Origin of the sequence: Pseudomonas sp. FEN, from assembly GCF_904067045.1 — a bacterium.
Lineage (GTDB): Bacteria > Pseudomonadota > Gammaproteobacteria > Pseudomonadales > Pseudomonadaceae > Aquipseudomonas.
On record NZ_CAJFDC010000007.1, the window covers coordinates 499,115 to 516,798 of the forward strand.

11 protein-coding genes are annotated in these 17,684 nt (G+C 56.0%); 6 read left to right on the forward strand and 5 right to left on the reverse strand.

Going from position 1 to position 17,684, the window contains the following annotated elements; all coding sequences use genetic code 11:
• Positions 1 to 330: 330 nt before the first annotated feature.
• From PFEN_RS08230 to PFEN_RS08240, 3 genes are read right to left on the reverse strand one after another with little or no spacing between them, the layout of a single operon-like run.
• Positions 331 to 729 (reverse strand): hypothetical protein, encoded by a 399-nt coding sequence (locus PFEN_RS08230; protein ID WP_191486371.1) that lies wholly within the window; start codon positions 727 to 729, stop codon positions 331 to 333.
• Positions 729 to 10,394, reverse strand: a complete 9,666-nt coding sequence (locus tag PFEN_RS08235; RefSeq protein ID WP_191486372.1) for a filamentous hemagglutinin N-terminal domain-containing protein — start codon at positions 10,392 to 10,394, stop codon at positions 729 to 731. The genes PFEN_RS08230 and PFEN_RS08235 overlap by 1 nt, the downstream gene beginning before the upstream one ends.
• A gap of 36 nt (positions 10,395 to 10,430) precedes the next feature.
• Entirely contained in the window at positions 10,431 to 12,125 is a 1,695-nt protein-coding gene (locus PFEN_RS08240) for a ShlB/FhaC/HecB family hemolysin secretion/activation protein (protein WP_191486435.1), read from the reverse strand.
• 448 nt (positions 12,126 to 12,573) lie between these two features.
• Between PFEN_RS08240 and PFEN_RS08245 the strand changes: the two genes are divergently transcribed.
• From PFEN_RS08245 to PFEN_RS08255, 3 genes are all read left to right on the forward strand, one after another.
• Complete coding sequence (locus tag PFEN_RS08245) at positions 12,574 to 12,909, forward strand: hypothetical protein (RefSeq protein WP_191486373.1); 336 nt, start codon at positions 12,574 to 12,576, stop codon at positions 12,907 to 12,909.
• Between the two features lie 143 nt (positions 12,910 to 13,052).
• Complete coding sequence (locus PFEN_RS08250) at positions 13,053 to 14,021, forward strand: DUF932 domain-containing protein (protein WP_191486374.1); 969 nt, start codon at positions 13,053 to 13,055, stop codon at positions 14,019 to 14,021.
• A gap of 86 nt (positions 14,022 to 14,107) precedes the next feature.
• On the forward strand, positions 14,108 to 14,437 hold the full coding sequence (locus PFEN_RS08255) for a hypothetical protein (RefSeq protein WP_177092735.1): 330 nt from the start codon (positions 14,108 to 14,110) through the stop codon (positions 14,435 to 14,437).
• A 17-nt stretch (positions 14,438 to 14,454) separates the two neighbouring features.
• Here the strand turns inward: PFEN_RS08255 and PFEN_RS08260 are convergent, their stop codons facing one another.
• Positions 14,455 to 14,802 (reverse strand): helix-turn-helix domain-containing protein, encoded by a 348-nt coding sequence (locus PFEN_RS08260; RefSeq protein WP_177092736.1) that lies wholly within the window; start codon positions 14,800 to 14,802, stop codon positions 14,455 to 14,457.
• Between the two features lie 131 nt (positions 14,803 to 14,933).
• Here PFEN_RS08260 and PFEN_RS08265 point away from each other — a divergent pair, with 131 nt between their 5' ends.
• From PFEN_RS08265 to PFEN_RS08275, 3 genes are all read left to right on the forward strand, one after another.
• Positions 14,934 to 15,473 carry a GYF domain-containing protein gene (locus PFEN_RS08265; protein WP_191486375.1) on the forward strand — a complete coding sequence of 180 codons (540 nt, stop codon included), beginning with the start codon at positions 14,934 to 14,936 and terminating at the stop codon, positions 15,471 to 15,473.
• A gap of 51 nt (positions 15,474 to 15,524) precedes the next feature.
• On the forward strand, positions 15,525 to 16,376 hold the full coding sequence (locus tag PFEN_RS08270; protein ID WP_224770918.1) for a class I SAM-dependent methyltransferase: 852 nt from the start codon (positions 15,525 to 15,527) through the stop codon (positions 16,374 to 16,376).
• 268 nt (positions 16,377 to 16,644) lie between these two features.
• Entirely contained in the window at positions 16,645 to 17,232 is a 588-nt protein-coding gene (locus PFEN_RS08275; RefSeq protein ID WP_191486376.1) for a hypothetical protein, read from the forward strand.
• A gap of 102 nt (positions 17,233 to 17,334) precedes the next feature.
• On the opposite strand, the gene PFEN_RS30540 is transcribed toward PFEN_RS08275, so the two are convergent.
• Complete coding sequence (locus PFEN_RS30540) at positions 17,335 to 17,547, reverse strand: hypothetical protein (RefSeq protein ID WP_224770919.1); 213 nt, start codon at positions 17,545 to 17,547, stop codon at positions 17,335 to 17,337.
• Positions 17,548 to 17,684 lie beyond the last annotated feature (137 nt).

Below are 17,684 nucleotides of genomic sequence, written 5' to 3' on the forward strand. Positions count from 1 at the left end.
ACTTGTAGGGCGAAACGCTGTGCCACCATCAGCAGCTTTGGGGTTCCTGATAACAACGGTGCCACTGGCATCATCCCAATAGGCAGTCCTTCCTCCGCTCAGCTCGCGAAACGAAGTGGGATTGTTCACAACTTCTTCAATATGATTCGAAAATTCTTCACGAGTAGTTATTCCAAGGTCCTTATACTCACCTTGCTGAATCACGTGCTTTTCGAATGCATGACCGTCAGCTATTTCGTCAGCTGTTAACTGCGCACGAAGATTGCCTGCGTTGAGGGCATTTTCCGCTCCAGAGCTAGTAGTCCCATCCGTTGCTTTTGCACCAACACCTTATGAAGCAAACAAACAGCCGTTTTCGTCTACCCAAATTATGCCCGGCACTTCATAAAAATACAGTGTGAGTGCCTCGTCACCCTCACTCACAACACCTTCCGGCCACTTATCTTTCAAGTAAGACACGATCTGCGTCGCATCCAACCTCCAGTGAGCCGCTTCATCATTAATCGAAAATTTTGGGTGCGGATTATCCGAAGAAATATAACAGTCCGCATTTGGCGCGATAAATTTTATTTTTCCTGTAATAAGCAGGTATTCGATCACAGAAAAAAAAGCATCTTTTTGCTGCGGAAACGATAGTTCAGGATTCCATGAGCCAATGGCACTAAACAGAGCGGATATCCACAGACCAAATGAATCACGCACTATCTTGTCAATAAATTTTACATTCATTATGGATTTCCAATCAGGAATTTTATTTCTGGATTATACGTTGTGCCTGTGGCTGCTTTAGGCACATCAATAGTCCAGGCTGGGCCAGTCTGGCCAGATGAAGAGGAAAAATTCCGAAGCGTGAAATTTCCTTCAGGTGTATTAACAACATATATATCCCCTTTTCCAGGAATAGTACGAGGAGAAGGCAAGTCAGTCGAGCCTGTCAATTCCGAAAAATACTGCTTAACCTCCACATCTGTTGCACCAGAAAATATTTTTGCATTTCCTGTGTTTGGAACCTCAATGAGCGAACGATCTCCAATTTGAATACCGCTCCTAGTACTGGAAGAGCTAAACAGCTCCGTTATTTCGGTACTCCGGCTTATGCTTGGAATGCCTTTTGCACCTGCAGCTTCGTCAACCGCCTCCCCCTCAGGCACCACATTAGTAACGATTTTGGGCGTCCCGGCCGTTCCTTCCGGGGTGGTATTCTCACTGATACTGAACACCCTTTCTATACTAGGCAGCGAGGCAAGGGCTTCCTCCAGTGAAATGGCTAATGATGCACCAAACCTACCCGCCACTCCTCCCGTGAGGGCCGCAAGCATCAACGTAGTCTGATTCGGAGGATTCGTCGACGATGATCCGCTGATCGGCATTCCCATGCTATCTGATTGGTTGGTAGGATCCTGCGCCGCAATGTCGCCTTCGAGATTTCCACCTGTGCTCTTGGGGAAAAGTTTCCGAAGTGCTGCCGCAGTAGCCATCATCTTCTGCAGGTGCTGTTGCTCGTTATACTTCTCCCCATACCCACCAATCATGCTCCCCGTAGCCGCATCACCACCGGCCAAAGACGCGGAAAGCAGCCCGATAATCTGGGCAGTCGCAATCTTGTCCTGACTCCCCTGCTGGCTCAGGTCACCGGCTGCAAATTGATCGCTGACGTATTGCGCCAACAGCCCATTGGCAATAGGTGTCAGCCCTTCAGCAACACCCCCCGCAATCGCCCCGCTAGTGAAATCCTGCCCCTTGGCAACCGAGATCAGCCCACCCAACATGGAGTGGAGCATCATCGTCGTCGCGGTGCCCGGATCTACACCTAGGACTTGGGCCAGATCACCCACACCTCTGTTACCAGCCGCAGCACCAAGATCGATGCCCTCGTTGATCAACGCGCTACCCAGGTTGCTGCCAAAGCTGCCGCCATTGATGGCCGTCGAGATTCCACTGCTGATTACCGCATTCGCGCCGCTGCGCAAAGCAGTATCAGCCGCGTTGCTCCAAGTCAGCATCTGGCTGGTGTAACCCGGATTCTGGACCGGTCCCAATGTCGTGACCTGAGAACCACCGCTGGTTGCACCTGCCACTGGCTTGAACCAAGTACTGTCGGCGTAGCTTATGGCGCCAGCCGCCAGCCCGCTTATCGCGGCATTTTTCAGGCTGCTGGCGCTGAAGGTGTCACTCAGTGCAGCACCCAGATTCCCTTGGTTGTTAATGACGCTAACCACCCCCGTGCTGGCCATGGACATAGCACTGGCGGTCAATGCAACGTTGGCCCAACCCGCAGATTCCGTCCCGACCGCCGTACCCGCAGCCATCATGGCTTCGCTGCCACCCGCCGCCATTGCGGAGCCACTACCTACGCCTGCTTCAGCCATCGAACCTATTGCACTACTCGCCGCCCCCGCCGTCAGCACCGTGACAATGATCATAATCACCAACATCGCTCCAGCCCCCAGGCCGGAATGGCTGTAGCTGTAGGAGTCGTGCAACTCCTTGATCTGCCTCCAGTCGACATCCCCGCGCTTCTCAGCATCCTTGAGCCAGGCCAGTTGCGGGTCGGCCTGGACCATTGCATCAATGGCCTGGCTCACCGTCTGTTCATTGATCTGCTTGACGTCGATATGCAGCCCATCGACAGCCTTGATCACCAACTGGCCCTTAGCCGACATCTGCGTCTGCTGCAGGGTTTCGTCGGTACTGCCGCGACCGCTCATGCTGGTCCAGGCAAAGCCGTTATCACTCTTGCTGTGGTCCTCCTTGTGCAGATCCTTCACACCTTCGAAGGTGATACTTCCGCCGCTCTGTAAGGTCAGGTCCTTATTGCTGTCCAGCTTGGCGACCTGGTAACGCTGGTCGCTGCCGCTGATCAGACCGATATCACCACCGGCCTTGACCTCACTGCCGACGTTGGTGACCTGAGTGACCTCGTCATGCCGGGAGCTGCCGCCGCCCAACAAACCACCGCTGCTCTTCTTGTCGTACAGCGAGTAGTCGGTGTTTTGCGCGGCCAGTACATTGAGTTTTCCACCGGCCACCAGATAGGCGTCGTTGCCTGCATTGACCTTGCTGGAGACAAGCGCCATGTCCTGGCCGGAGCTAAGTCTTACATCACCTCCGGCATTGACGCTGGTCGCCACCTGAGCAACGTGGTCCTGTTGCTGAGTGACGTGGGAAGTCTTGGAATAGGAGTGACTTTCGTTCGCCGCCGAAGCCAAGACCAGACTTTGCGCGGCAGTCATCGTGACATCGCGCTTGGCGTCGAGTTGGCTCGCAATCACAGCAACGTCGCGCCCAGCCGTAAGACTCAGATCGCGTCCGCTTTCAACGCTGCCCGTGTATTGGTTGACGGTCTCGCTATGGGCAGAATCAATGCGGACGTCATTCGTAGCAGTCGCGGAAGTCAGATTGACGTCGCGCCCAGCCTTGATCACCGTATCCAAACCACTTTGCAGCACACCGCCAGTGTTGTTGACGTCTCGTCCGGCACTGATGCTCAAGCTGTTGGCCGCTTCGATGCGTGCAGCGCTGTCGACGACATCGGTACTACTGCTGTAGGAGTCAACACTACCCCCATAGGTAGTGATGCTGCGTTCGTTGGTCACATCACCCGAGACCGCTGTCAAACTAACGTCACGTCCGGCAATGATGCCGCCCGCCTTGTTTGTCAGGTTGTTGCCGGCGAGGAGGTCGAGACGTGTGTAGGCCTGAGTCAGTCCGCTGTTGACCAGATCGTTGCCGGCCACAGCAGACAAGGTGTTGTCGGCATGCAGGGTGCCGCTATTACTGAGGTCCTGGCCGGCAATAAGGCTGACATCGTTGCCCTCGATCAAGGCGCCGTTAGGAGCCAGACGATTGTTGGCCTGAGCCAGGTAGAGCACCGGCACCATGACCTCTTCGCCGTTCACTACCTGCTTTTCCATCCAGACGATATCGTGAGTCAGGGCCGCTACCTGCTCATTGGTGAGGCCGACACCGTAGCTGAGGTTGAGCTGCTTCTGGCTGCTGATGGCATTGTCCATCAGGTATTTAAACTGGGCATCGTCCGAGGTTTGACCGTCGATGAAGCGTTGACCGGTTCGAGCAACCACCGCCTGGTCGATCAAGCGTTGTTCGTAGAGCCCGTCACCCAGGCGCTTGGCGCTGTCATCCGGGTTGTAGCCCAGGTTGGACAACAGGTAGTCCGAACTCATGAACTGCTTGAGGTCGGTCAGCGCCGGGTTGGTTTCGATCAGGTATTTCTGTGGGTTGGTCCGGGCTGAGTTGTCGGGTAAGCCTTGTACTCGGGCAAGGGACTGAGGGCTATCCGCGACGGTGATCTGAGCAGGAGCCGCAAGATCACCCGGGGTAGATTGCCGCTGGGTTGTATTGATGATCGAGCCGCCAACACTCCAGGTAGGAGCGTTGCTGGTGGTGGTGCCACTGCCCTGCCCGCTCAGACGGAACAGGCCGTTCTGACCTGTTGGCAATGCGAAATCTGGCAGCGACGTGGGATTGACCTGTTGTTTGGCCAAATCCGGCGACAGCTGGGCATTGAGATGAATTTCGGCAACAGCCGTGTTTCGGCTGACCGCTGTATCTTGTTGATTCCCAGCTTGATCAGAAAATGCGGCAAAGCTCCTCAAATCGCCATTTTGAATGGAATTTGTCGCATTGATGACTACTGTTCCGCCCGCTTGAATCACCGAGGCTACGGAACTGCCCGTTTGATATTGTTTGACATCACTGATCAACGTATAAGCGGCGATGGCAGCAGGCAGTGCGACCTCAGGCCCAATACCAAATAGAGCGTTTGATCTAAAAATAGTTTGATTACCGATATCCATAAGCCAAGGGCCGCACTCACCACCATCAGCAGTACAGCCATTAGTAGTGTATTGATGCCAATATTTCGAATTTCTATTTGCATAGACATACAGCGCATCGATCCCATCCGGTGAAGGATCACCCGCGCCGAAAGCCAAGTGCTCAAACAAGTAGTTCAGAGCATCATTATTTCCATACGACCCTGCCACATACATCCTAGAGCGGGTAAACTCTCCAGAACTGACCGACTGATTTTCAAACGAGTCAGCATTCAATGTTAAGTTTTTACCCACTGCAACACTTGAAGCGAAATTCGTAAAACGTCCTACATCACCTGTTAGATTCCCAGTTACCGATACAGTAGCTGCCGGCCCTTCAAAAGAGGACTCAGATACGTAATTTTCATCAACATGGTAATGCAGAGTGAAGCAGTCGCCATCACCACAGTCAACTGTGATATCACCCGATAAAAGCGTTTCCTTGCCAACAGTCGCCTTGCGAGTATTCTCAAATACTGCTGACGCCAGCGAGAAGTCACCCTCTACCTGCATCGACGAAGAAAAGTTAATGACATTATTAGCTTTGCCACCTTGAACGCCAGAAATAGCCAAGCTCCCCAGACTGTAGAGCGCAGCATTCTGGTTGGTGAAGTCATTGACCTTTATATCCATATCCGAACCGCTGAAGATCAGGCCTTGATCATTCAGTAACGTTGGCGTATTCAGCGAAAGCTTTTGGGCACTGCCCAGGGTTCCATAGTTATTGATTGTTCCTGCGGTAATACTCATGCCCGCCGCAGAAGTCAGCCGCCCATAGTTGCTCAGTTGACCACCGGCATTGAGGGTCGTATCACCACCACCGGCAATGCTAGCGCTGCTGCTCAGATTCACCTGTGCCGCACTCAGGCCCAGGGTACTCAAGCTGGTGTAACGCCCATTACCCCCGTAGCTGCCACTCAGATTCAGGCTGGCCGTACCGTCACTGGCGATCAGACCGTCGTTGCTCCAGTTGCCACCCGTGCCGATCAGGCTGGTAGACGCGAGCAGTTGACCACCTGCGGTCTGGTTGAGGGTATTGACGTTTACCGTCAACCGACCGGCCTGGATCACGCTACTGTTGGTCCAGTTGTCGGCGGTGAGGGTCAGGCCACCACTTGTGACAAAGCTGCCGCCCGCGTTGGTAATGTTGGCCGTGGCGGTATCGAACGTACCGGTACCGGTATGCAGCACACTGCCGCCCTGGTTCAGGAAGCTGCCAACGCCCAGGGTCAGGTCGCTGTTGGCGGTTTCCAGCTTGCCGTTGCTGTTGTCGAACAGGCCGCCAATCTGGAACTCGGTCTTGCCGCTGCCGCCCAGCGCACGCAACTGACCGGTCTGGTTATCCAGGCTCGCGGCGGTAATCGCCAATGTGCTGCCACTTTCAATAATGCCCAGGCGGTTATTCAGGGCACCGCCCAGCGTGAGGGCAATCTGCTGTCCGCCGATCTGCCCGTCGGTGTCACCGCTGTTGTCGAAGTTATGGCCCGTGACCTGGACCAAGCCCTTGGCATAGACGCCACCGTTGCGGTTATCGAAGTCACCCGCTCCGGTGGCGATCAGGGTATCGCCGGTTTGCGCGGTGAGGTGCCCGCCATTATTGTCGATACCCCCCCAGGCTTGCAGATCCAGACGCTGAGCCTGAATCTGACCGCCCTGGCTGTTGTTGTTGAGGTCGTAGCCATTTTTCAGCACGCCGACAACACGAGCCTGCAGCGCCCCCGCGATGCTGGACAGCAGGCCGCCACGGCTGTCGATGTTCGCCGCGTTGAGGGTCAGGTCACCTGACTGGGCAATGACCTTGCCGCTCTGGTTGTCGATATCGCCGCTGACATCGAGGTTGACCGCGCCCTGACCTTGCAGCGAGCCCATGCCATTACCGAGGCTGGCAGCGCTCAGTTGCAGGTCGGCGTTGCGGCTGGCGATCAGGCCACCGTTGCCGTTCTGTACCGCTCCGGTCGAAGTGATCAGCAGCTTGTCAGCGGAGCCAATGGTGCCGTTGTTGCTGTTATCCAGACCGCCAGTGAGCAAGGTCAACAGACCCTGACTGGAGAGTTGGCCGCCCTGGTTATTGATCTGGGCAGAACGCTGAACCAGAAGCGGGCCGACGGCAGAGAGCTTACCGTTAGTGTTGGTCAGCGTGCCCAACAGATCCAGGGTGACAGCAGCACCACCGCTAAGCGTGCCGTTGCTGTTATCGAGATCGGTGCCGGTGAAGGTCAGGGCTTGCTGGGCGTTGATCGTGCCGCTGCTGGTCAACGCCATGGCGTTCAGGGTCAGGGCCGCGCCGCTGTCGATCAAACCGCCCTGGGCGTTGTTCAGCAGACCACTGACGGTCAGCGATTGCCCCGCCCCGCTGGAAAGAATGCCCTTGTTGCTGTTGTCGATACTGCCCGCGTTGACCGTCAAGGTTTGCTGGCTGGCCAGTGCGCCGGCGTTGCTGTTGAGCAAAGCGCCGCTCAGCGTCACACCGACGTTGCCGCTACGACTGGAAACCGTGCCGTTATTGCGGTTATCCAGGCTGCTGCCAGCGAGTGTCACGCCCTGCCAACCGGAAAGCAGGCCAGCGTTCTGATTGATCAGATCGGTGGCGGTCAGGCTCAGCAGGTTATTGCTGATCAGTTGGCCGCCGTTGCTGTTATCCAGGGTCCGCGCTGTCAGGTTGAGGCTCTGCGTACTGGTGAGCGTACCGCCCTGGTTATTCAGGTCCCGCAGGTGATTGATCGTCAGGTTGCCAGCCGTGGTGATCTGGCCGGCGGCGTTGTTCAGATCGCCCGTTGCCGCACCGAAATCGACGGCAATGGCGCTGCCCAGCAAGCTACCGCCCTGGTTGTTGATCCCAGCGCTGTTGATCGTCAGGCCACTGGTGGCGTTGATCAGCCCTTGATTCTGGTTGGTGAGCTGACCATCGACCGTCAGCCCCAACTGATTGAGGCTGGTGAGCGTACCGCCGCTGTTATCCAGACTACCGGCGTGCGCATCCACCGAAGCCGCCGCGATCATGCCCTTGATGGAGCTGAGGGTCTGGTCGATGCGCAAGGTCAGGGCCTGGCTGCTCAGCAGCTTGCCGTTGTCGTTGTCCAGACTTTCGGCGGCAAAGGTGTAGGCCTGGGCGCTGGAGATTTCACCGCCCTGGTTGTTCACGCCCTTGAGGTTGTTCAGCACCAGCAAGGGTGCGTTGATATAGCCACCCTGGTTGTTCAGTTGGCCGTGATTGAGGTCCAGGGTCAGGGCGCTGGTGCTGAAGAGCTGGCCGCCTTGCTGGTCCAGGCCAGTGACACTGGCGGTCAAGGCGTGGCTGCTGGCAATGCTGCCGCCGTCCTGGTTGGTGACCTGCCCTGCATTCAGATTCAGGGTGTCGTTGCTGCTTAAACGACCGCCGTGGCTGTTATCGAAAGTACCAGTCGTGACCCGGGTTGCACCCTTGCCGGTCAGCACGCCGCCCTGGCTGTTGTCGAGGCTGGCGCTGGTGAGCCCCAGGGTGGCGTCAGTTGCGATCGTGCCGCCCTGGTTGACCACCGCCCCGTTGCTGGTCACTGTCAGGGCCGTGCCACTGGAGAGATTGCCGCTGCTGTTGTCGAGGCTGCCGACATTGACACTCAGGCTGCCGTCACTGGCGATCAAACCCTGAAGGTTGGTCAGGGCACCGTCCAAGGTCATGACCAACGCCGATTTGCCGCTGAGCGTGCCGCCGCCGTTGTCCAGGCTGCTGCCACTGAGTGTGGTGGTGCCCGTCTTGCCGAGCAGTTGACCGCCATTGCGGTTGGTGACCGCCGCGACATTCACGTGCAGATCGGTGTCGGCCAGGACCTTGCCGTTGTCGTCGTTGTTGAGTTGTTGACCCACCAGGGTCACGGCCTGGGTGCTGGACAGCTCGCCACCCCGGTTATCGATCTGTCCGACGGTGAGGGTGGTGCCTTTGACGCCGCCGATCAGGCCGGCGTGTGTATTGTCGAGGCTATCGCCGCTCAGGCTCAGATTGCCTTGACTGACCAGCACACCCGCCTGGTTGCCGAACGTCTGGACCGTGCCGGAAAGATCGCCCTTGCTGGAGATCGTGCCAGCCGCATTTTCAAGATTGCCGGCCGTCAGGTTGAGGGTACCGTCAGTGCTGAGTTGACCGTTACTGTTGACCAGGTGACCCAAGGCGGCCGTGAGCGCGGTCGAACTGTTGATCAGACCGCCCAGGCCATTGAGCGCCGTATCAACGGTCAGATTCAGTTGCCCGGCACTCAGTACACGACCCTTGTTCTGGTTGTCGAGGGTTCCAGCGGTGACGGTAGTTTGCCGCTGCCCACTCAAGGTGCCGCCCTGGTTACCCAAGGTCTGCGTGGCGGTCACCATCAGATCGCGGCTGGCAATCACGCTCTGCCCGGTGTTGACGACGTTCTGCGCCGTAACGCTGACATCCCCCGTGCTATTGCGCGTGTTATCGGCATTGACCCCGGCTTCGATGATGCCGTGGTTGGTCAGCTGACCGCCGCTGTTGAGGGTGATGTTGTCCCTGGCCGCCAGATTGTTCTGGCTGTTCAGATCACCTGTGGTCTGCACGCTCAAGGTGCTGCCGGCGTAAACCGGACCTTGGGCATCAAGGCTGGCCGCCTTCACATTGACGGCGCCACTGGCGGTGGCCTGGACCATGCTCAGTTGGCCATTGGCATCGAGCTGGATATCACCACCGCTGGCCGCCAGATTACCGGCCAGTTTTACCCCTACCCCGGCTTCGGTGCCCACCAGCTTGATGGCGCCGGCGTACATCCCACCCAGTGCCGAGGAGTCAATTGCCAGTTGCGGCACGCTGGTTGGGTCTGCCGCACGCGCAGTGGCCTGGAGTGTTTTGGCATCGACATCGTTGGCACCGGCAATAATCGCCAGCTTCTGGGCATTGATCTGCGCATTGATCGTGGCGGCGCGGGTGATGATTTCAAACTGGTCGATGTTACCGGCATTGAGCCCTGCACCATCGATAGACACGCTGCCCTGGTCGACCTGATAACCCGTGACCTGACCGTTTGTGATGACGGCCTTGCCGGTGGTCAGCGTGGCCTGTGGCGTGTTGATAAAGCCACAGCCGTTACAGCTGATGCCATAGGGGTTGGCAACAATGACGTGGGCCGACTGCCCCGCCACCTCGGTGTAGCCGCGCAACTGGCTCGGGCTACCGCCATTCACTTCATTGAGAATGACGCTGGCCGCCGCGCCGCTGAAATTCGGGTTGCCGAGAATGATCCCGCCCAGTTGCGTCGACTGGGTCCTATTCGTTGAGTTGTTGAGGATGACCCCGTTGGCCCCGACGTTGTAGTCGCTGAACTGGTTGTGCGACAGCCCCTGGGCATTCGGCGCGGCGATATTGACGATGGGCACGCCATTGCCCGCCTGACCGAGCGTGGTGCCCGGCGCATTGACCACGATCCCATCCGCCTGGGCCAGCAACGGCTGCCAGAACATCGCGTTCGCCAGAATGAACGCCAACCCGCGCTTGGGGAGTCCCCAAAAATGCTCACGGTTTTTCAGAGCAGCAGAAGGCTGGCGGGCCAGGAAGGCAAACTGACGAACGTCCATGTCGGGATCTCGATGCAACGCGTGCAGTGAATGGAATTAGAGGAAGAAATCCAGGCGAAAATAGATCGGCGCTTCACGCTCGGTGATCGGCGCGGGTCGTTCCAGGGAGTTGGCGAACGTCACGGTGGCGGCGACATGCTTGCCCCGGGCAAACAGCTCGATCGAGTCGCTGGTCATGCGCCCGTGCTGTTCGGCGCTGTAGCGGCCATGACGAATCACGCCCTGGTCGTAACCGACACTGGTGCCGTACTCGGAGAGCAGCGGCTGCAGCCATGCCCAGGTCACCGGCCTGCTCCAGCGCAGGTCATTGCGCCAGTAACCGCCGCTGTCGCCGGACAAGGTCTGATCCTTGTAGCCACGAATGGACGACTGCCCCCCCAGGCTCATGCGCTGCGAGCTGAACAACACGTCGTCGCTGCGCTGACCGGTCATCAGACTGCTGAAGCTGAATGACTCGCCCCATAGCTTGAACGGTTGCAGGTAGCTGACCGTGGCGGTGTATTTGCGATAACGGGCATCGGCCAGTCCCTGCCTGAAATTCGGCCCATTGTCCTGGGCATCGAAAGCACTGATACCGTCCTGCATCCCCAGGTCAAGGTTGACGAAGGCACTGCCGATCCGCCGACCATGGGTGATGCCGAACTGTGCTTCGCTCAGGCGGTTGCTGCTGTCGGCCAGCTTGCTCTTTTCAATAAAGTTGTTGGTGCGCAGGTAGGTCAGGCCGGTATTGAGCGAGGTCTTGCTCAGGGCATCGCGGTAGATCACCCGCTCCAGTTTCACCTGGTGGTTCTGGCTATCGCCGGTCGACTCGAAGTTGAAGCCGCTGGCCTGCTGCTGGGTACGATAGTCGCTTTCGCTGTAGGTGTAGCTCAGGTTCCACCAGCCGAACGGCAGGTTGTAATAGAGCATGGCATTGCGCGAGTTCTTCGTTTGGTCGCTGACCACATCATGACCGGCACGCAAGGAAAACTGATCGGCCAAGCCCAACGGGCTGTCCCAATCGAAGGTCGTCCCGGCCTGTTGCTCACCGGTGCTTCGCTGACCATCGTTGCCGTAGGAAAGCCCGGCCCGCCAAGGCTTCTGCGGGGTGTTCTTGACCAACACCTCGCTGCCACCGACTTCCTTGCCCGGAGCCAGCTCCATCTGCGCCTGGTTCGACGGCAGGCGGTTCAGTTGGTCGACCATCTGCTCGATCTCGCGCAGGTTGAGCAACTCGCCCGGCTTGCCCGGAAAACTCATCGCCAGTTCACGGTCGGACAAACCGCTGCCGTCCGCGCCCTTCAGGCCTTCGAGCTTGCCTTCGACCACCAGCACCTTCAGGTTACCCGTGGACAGGTCCTGCTGCGGCAAGTAGGCGCGGCTGGTGACCAGGCCTTTTTCGATATAGCGATCAGTGATGACCTTGAGCAGCTCGTTAAGCTGCGGCACACCCAGGCACTGGCCAATGTAAGGCTTGAGCAGGCGTTCGCGCTCGCCCGCGGACAGGGCATCAGCCCCTTGCAGGTCAACGCTCTTGATCGGGAAACAACGGGTATCGGCCGGGGCCATCGGCGCCACGGGAGCCGCTGCTTTACCGGGCAGTTCCTTGAGTTCTTCGAGACGGCGACGCTGCTCTTCGAGCAGGCGATCCTGGCGATCACGGATCAGGTCGGTATCACCGGGAGTAGGGGCGGCAGTCACGGAGAATGAGGCGACCAAACCAACCAACGCCAGCGCCCAAAAGGTACCCATCCTGAGAGTTGAAACACGCATGCCAGAATCCCTTCAGATGGCTACGTGCCATCAATCGGCGGCGATACTATGACGACATTTCAATGGCGTCAATTTGTCAAATATTAAATATTTAAGATTGTTACAGGCGTTTTTTTGACACAATTAAGTACATAAAATCTAGCGAAGGTAATCGATTGAAAAATATTGATTCTGCTCTGATTAGCCGGTCGCGGTAGGAATGGCAGTTACCTGCCCCCCCTAAGCTCACTACGCTACGAAATTTCGGCACCAATCTAATCGCACTCAACAAATTCGTAGTCATACATCACGAATTTGCCCCCCCCCGCATTGAGCATCACAACCCAAGACTCAATAGCTCATCAGTCAGGCAAGCCGCGTAGGCGGCTTGCCTGACTGGCTCTATGCCCGTGCAATGACTTCATCTCTCTATAAAAGGAAAGCGCTCATGACCATCCAGTGTCCAAGCTGCCAATCAGCTTCTGTAATGACCAAAGATGTTGCCAAGAAAATCGGTGCCCTCATCGGCACCGTCGGCGGTGCCGCCCAAGGGGTCACCGGGGCAATGGCCGGGGCCGAGGTTGGCGCTGTTATCGGCGTCATCGCCGGACCTCCTGGGGTCGCCGTTGGCGGGATGGCCGGCGCCATTCTCGGCGGGCTAGCAGGTGCGGCGACCGGCTGTATTGCTGGCGCAAAACTCGGCGAGATCGTCGATGAACGGGTTTTGGACAATTACCTCTGCCTCGACTGCGGACTGTCGTTTAGTTGCCGTCATTCCGCTTGAACTGCTCACCTCCCGCTTGAAGCAATCGCTATTCACCATCTGATCCATCGCTTCTCCCCCTCTCGATCAACACCCCGCACGCCGACTGATCCCTGCTGAATCCTCAGCAGCCTCGCCGTGCGCCTATAAAAAGGAAGCTCCCCATGGCACACCTCATCGAACAAATGGCTTACGTTGGCGCCACGCCCTGGCATGGTCTGGGCAATCAGCTCTCGCCCAAGCAACCGCTGGAAGTCTGGCAACAAGAAGCCGGAATGAACTGGCAGATCCAAGAGTCACCCGTGCGCTTTATGGCTGACTCCATCGGAAATCTCGGCACCATCCATTCGTTTCCCGAACACAAGGTGCTCTACCGGTCGGATAGCAAAGAAGCCCTGTCCGTCGTCTCGAAACGCTACCAGGTGGTCCAACCCCGTGAGGTCCTGGAGTTTTACCGTGATCTGACCGAACGCTCTGGTTATGAACTGGAGACTGCTGGCGTCCTGAAAGGCGGACGCAAACTCTGGGCCTTGGCACGAACTGGACAGTCAGTCGTGCTCAAAGGTAATGACGTGGTCAATGGCTATTTACTGCTGGCCACTTCCTGCGACGGGACGCTGGCTACCACCGCGACTCCAACCACCGTTCGCGTCGTTTGCAATAACACCCTGAGCATTGCAGTCAATGGCGCCAGCCAGGCGATCAAGGTCCCGCACAGCACCCGTTTCAATCCACAGGCCGTGAAGCAGCAATTGGGCATCGCCGTCTCGCAATGGGACGACTTCATGTACCGCATGCGAATGCTCGCCGAACGCAAAGTCCAAGACCGTGAAGCCAAAGATTTTCTGCGTAGCGTGTTAAGCGAAGTGCAGACGGGCAACCCCGAGCGGACCGGAGTCTCAAATGAGCGGGCCTTAACGAAGGTGCTGAGCCTGTATGAAGGTCATGGTCGAGGGGCGGAGCTAGAGGCGGCCAAGGGCACGGCCTGGGGTCTGCTCAACGCGGTCACTGAGTATGTCGATCACGAGCGCCGCGCTCGCAGCAACGAGTACCGCATGGACACCGCCTGGTTCGGCCAAGGAGCGGTCATCAAACAGCGAGCACTCAACACCGCCCTGCAACTGGTGGCTTGAAAAGCCCGCCGCATAAAGGGAGGCCTACGCCTCCCTCATCCATAGGTTTTCTCTCAGTGATTTAACCCTTTCACCGGAGCTCCACCATGCCCCCACGCTGCCTGATCTGCGATTCAAAGGCTGTACTGTCCAAAGAGGCCGCTAACGCTGCCGTCATGCTCATTGGGACCATTGATAGCTTTCTACTCAGTGTGCGCCAGGCCCATACCCAAGGCCTGGTAACTGACCCGGAAACCCGACCTGAAAGTCTGCTCGTGCAGTTGCTCGACCTGATCGGCGAAAGCGTTTCCAGTGCGACATCTGGCTATACCGCCATGACGGCATTTGCCAGAGACGTGCAGAAATATCAATTCAACCACTATGACTTTCTCTGCTTACGCTGTGGGACCAAGTTCGATCAGAACGCCGAGACCTGAAAGCCCCACAGCCTCGATCATGCCTTTGCTAGCCGTTCAGCCAAACGCTCAACCAGATCGAGGATCAGCTGTCGATCATCCTGGCTCAAAGGCGTCAATAACCGACTGATCCGGCTGGCTTGGTCGTCCGGGCGCGAACTGACCTCGGTCAACAGTTCTGCCGCCTCGCAGTCAAAGATTCCCGCGAACGCTAGCAAGCGCTCAATGTTGGGAATCACGATGCCGCGTTCAATACGGGAAACAGCCTCGTTGCCGATTCCCAGACGCTCAGCCACTTCCTCCTGCGTCAAGCCACTGCGAATGCGTTGCTTGGCAATCGCACGCCCCACCACACCCGCCAAGTATTTCTGATCAGTCTCTATCACGGCGCCTCCCCATCTCAACCTAGATGGTTGGGCATCACCTCATTGACATGAAGAACTCAACAGGTTGAGAATCAACTCTAAAGGTTGTTATTTATCTATTTGTGCCCACATCCAGAACCAAGGAATTTTCCATGCCGGAAGCAACAAGCAGTGAGCAATGGTTTTACGAAGAGAAAGGCCAACGTCAGGCTGCCAATGAACAACAAATAGTCGCCCTCATCCGCTCAGGGAAGCTGACCTACGGCAGCCTCATTTGGAAAAAGGGGCTGGAAAACTGGATTCAACTCGAAAGGACGGAGTTTCTACAGCACCTCCAAACGGCTTCCCCGCCCCCGCTCACAGGCGCGAGCGTCAACAACACGCTGGTATGGCTACTGGCTTTCGCCCCGCTGCTTGGCTACTTGCTGGAAGCCTTCGTTGCGGGCGCCACGGGAGGTGGTCAGAGAGCGCTGAGTGAAGGCCGTTACTGGTACCTCACCGTGATATTGAACGTCGCCTTGAGCCTGTTCGATGAAAAACGCCTTAAGAAAGCCGGGCACGACACCCGCCGCTTCAAGGGTTGGGTATTTATCGTACCGGTCTACCTGTACCAACGCGCCAAGATGCTGAATCAAAACTTGGCGTATTTCATCGTGTGGATTGGCAGTTTCGCTCTCACCTTACTTATCTAAATCATCTAATACAGCTGCTCACCGTCATCAAACCATTAACAAGGACATATCATGAGTTTGCCTGAAGATTTTTCTCCTAAACAATACCTAAAGTTACATCCCGATGTCAGAATGTCAGGACTTGACCCAGCACAACACTATTTGGCTTGGGGCCGTGGAGAAAACCGCAACTACAAACGAGACCCTAACTCCCTTTATCCAAATGTAGAAGGGCGTTATTCCTGGGATGGATTATCTTCAGTGCATAACCACGACTTCATGAGCGACGAGAGCTATATCACAGCGTATGCACGCGGAGTAGAAGCTGTCGGCTCTGACTACAAATGGTTTTGGCGTGTGCATATAGGGCTGTGGGCGGCGCGGACAGCCGCAAAACACAGCGGCGATTTTGTTGAGTGCGGAGTCAACTATGGTTTTCTAAGCTCAGCGATCATGAAAGATCTGGACTGGAACAATACAGGCAAAGTTTTTTACTTACTTGATACATTTTCTGGGATTGATGACAGGTATCTGTCCGAGCAGGAAAAAATTGGTGGCGTCGCGGACAAGAACCGAAAGTTAGTTGAAGACGGGACATATACGTCAAATATTGAATCTGTGAGGGAAAACTTTTCAGAGTGGCCTAATGCAAAGGTCATACAAGGATCCATTCCCGACACCCTCGCTCATATCGACTCAACCCAAATCTCTTATTTACACATCGACCTGAACTGCACCGTTCCTGAAGTTGCTGCGATTGAGTTTTTGTGGGATCGCTTGGTCTCCGGAGCAGTAATTTTACTAGACGACTATGCTTACTACGGATACCAGCCTCAGAAAGAGGGTATGGATCAATGGGCAGCAAGAATGAACATAGCGATAGCGAGCTTACCTACAGGACAAGGGCTTCTAATAAAGCCTTGATACTTATCTGTATTGCGCTATGGCTCGCGCTATAGCGCATACAGTTCCTGCCTAGACCTTTACGCCGCAATCTAAGCGCCAGACAAAAGTATCTGGCCAACTCTACGAAGCCAATACATTGCATCCACTCAAACAATCTACTCCAACAAAACTTGACGATTGCATGCCTATATCTGACCGACCTGAGCTCTGCACACCACAGGGCCAAAATACGCGCTATTACACCTCAACTCCGCCGATTCATCTTCAGACACAAGGAAACATTTAAATGAGCAGAAAACTTCTAGTAGTTTCATTGCTTGGCTTGATTACCAACACATACTCCTTAGGAGCAGCTGCCTGGCAAGCAAAAGAAATACAAGAATGCCCTATAAGCAAACGCAACTCGGTCTGGTTAGATTGCGTACCTGAAGATATCCCTGCCAAACTCCCCTACAAGATGCAGGATGGTAGCGTGAAGGTGCTAGAGACTCGCGGCACGGTGTTCTGCAAGCAAGGCATCTGCGAATATCAATATCAGCGTGACAGCGGCCTATGGGACTCAACGAACGAATACGCAGGACAAATCCAGCAAGCCCAAAAAACCCCCGTGGTTCTGTTACGAGGATACTACCTAGGAAACGCTGAGGATGGTCGCATCGTCGCGTACCTGAAAGGTACTGGACCGGAAGCGGGCGGCAAGGCTGCTCCTGCCTTGCAAAGCGTCACATCGAAGTCATTCAATCAAGCCAGTATAGATAGTTGTGTCGATCAATGGAGTAATGCGTTCCACAAAGAGAATGGTGAAGACGCCTTGATTATGGCTGACATGCTCGACGAGTGGGAAACCTTGTGTAAGGCTGGCAAGCATCCATGACTGAAAGAAAAATCAAAGAGCGCAGCCAACTCTAGTTGGCTGCCTTCTTAATTCGCCTAGCTACTTAAATCATTTAAGCACCTACTTCCGGAAGCATTTAAACTAATGACCCATTCCCCGTAATCGGACCAGCCCCTGCTTGATATGGCCTGCGTTTTCGCCGATTACGTACAGCGCTCCACGGACACTTCTACCAACCTCTGCCGAGCCCCGTTGCTCCACGCACAGCGTCAGCTCCATCACAGCAGCCTCCAGAGCGAGCTGGTTCTCGTACATTCTTTCCAGCATATCCGATAGCGAATAATCTCTTGGCACGGCATCGACTCCTTTCAAGAAAACCAAAGCATAGCAGCGCGCTCAAATGGTCAACACTATGGCTGTAATCCCCCAGAATGAGCTTTTTACACGCCGAATCCGCAGGTATGCTTCATCAAACGCTCCAACGTAGGTCT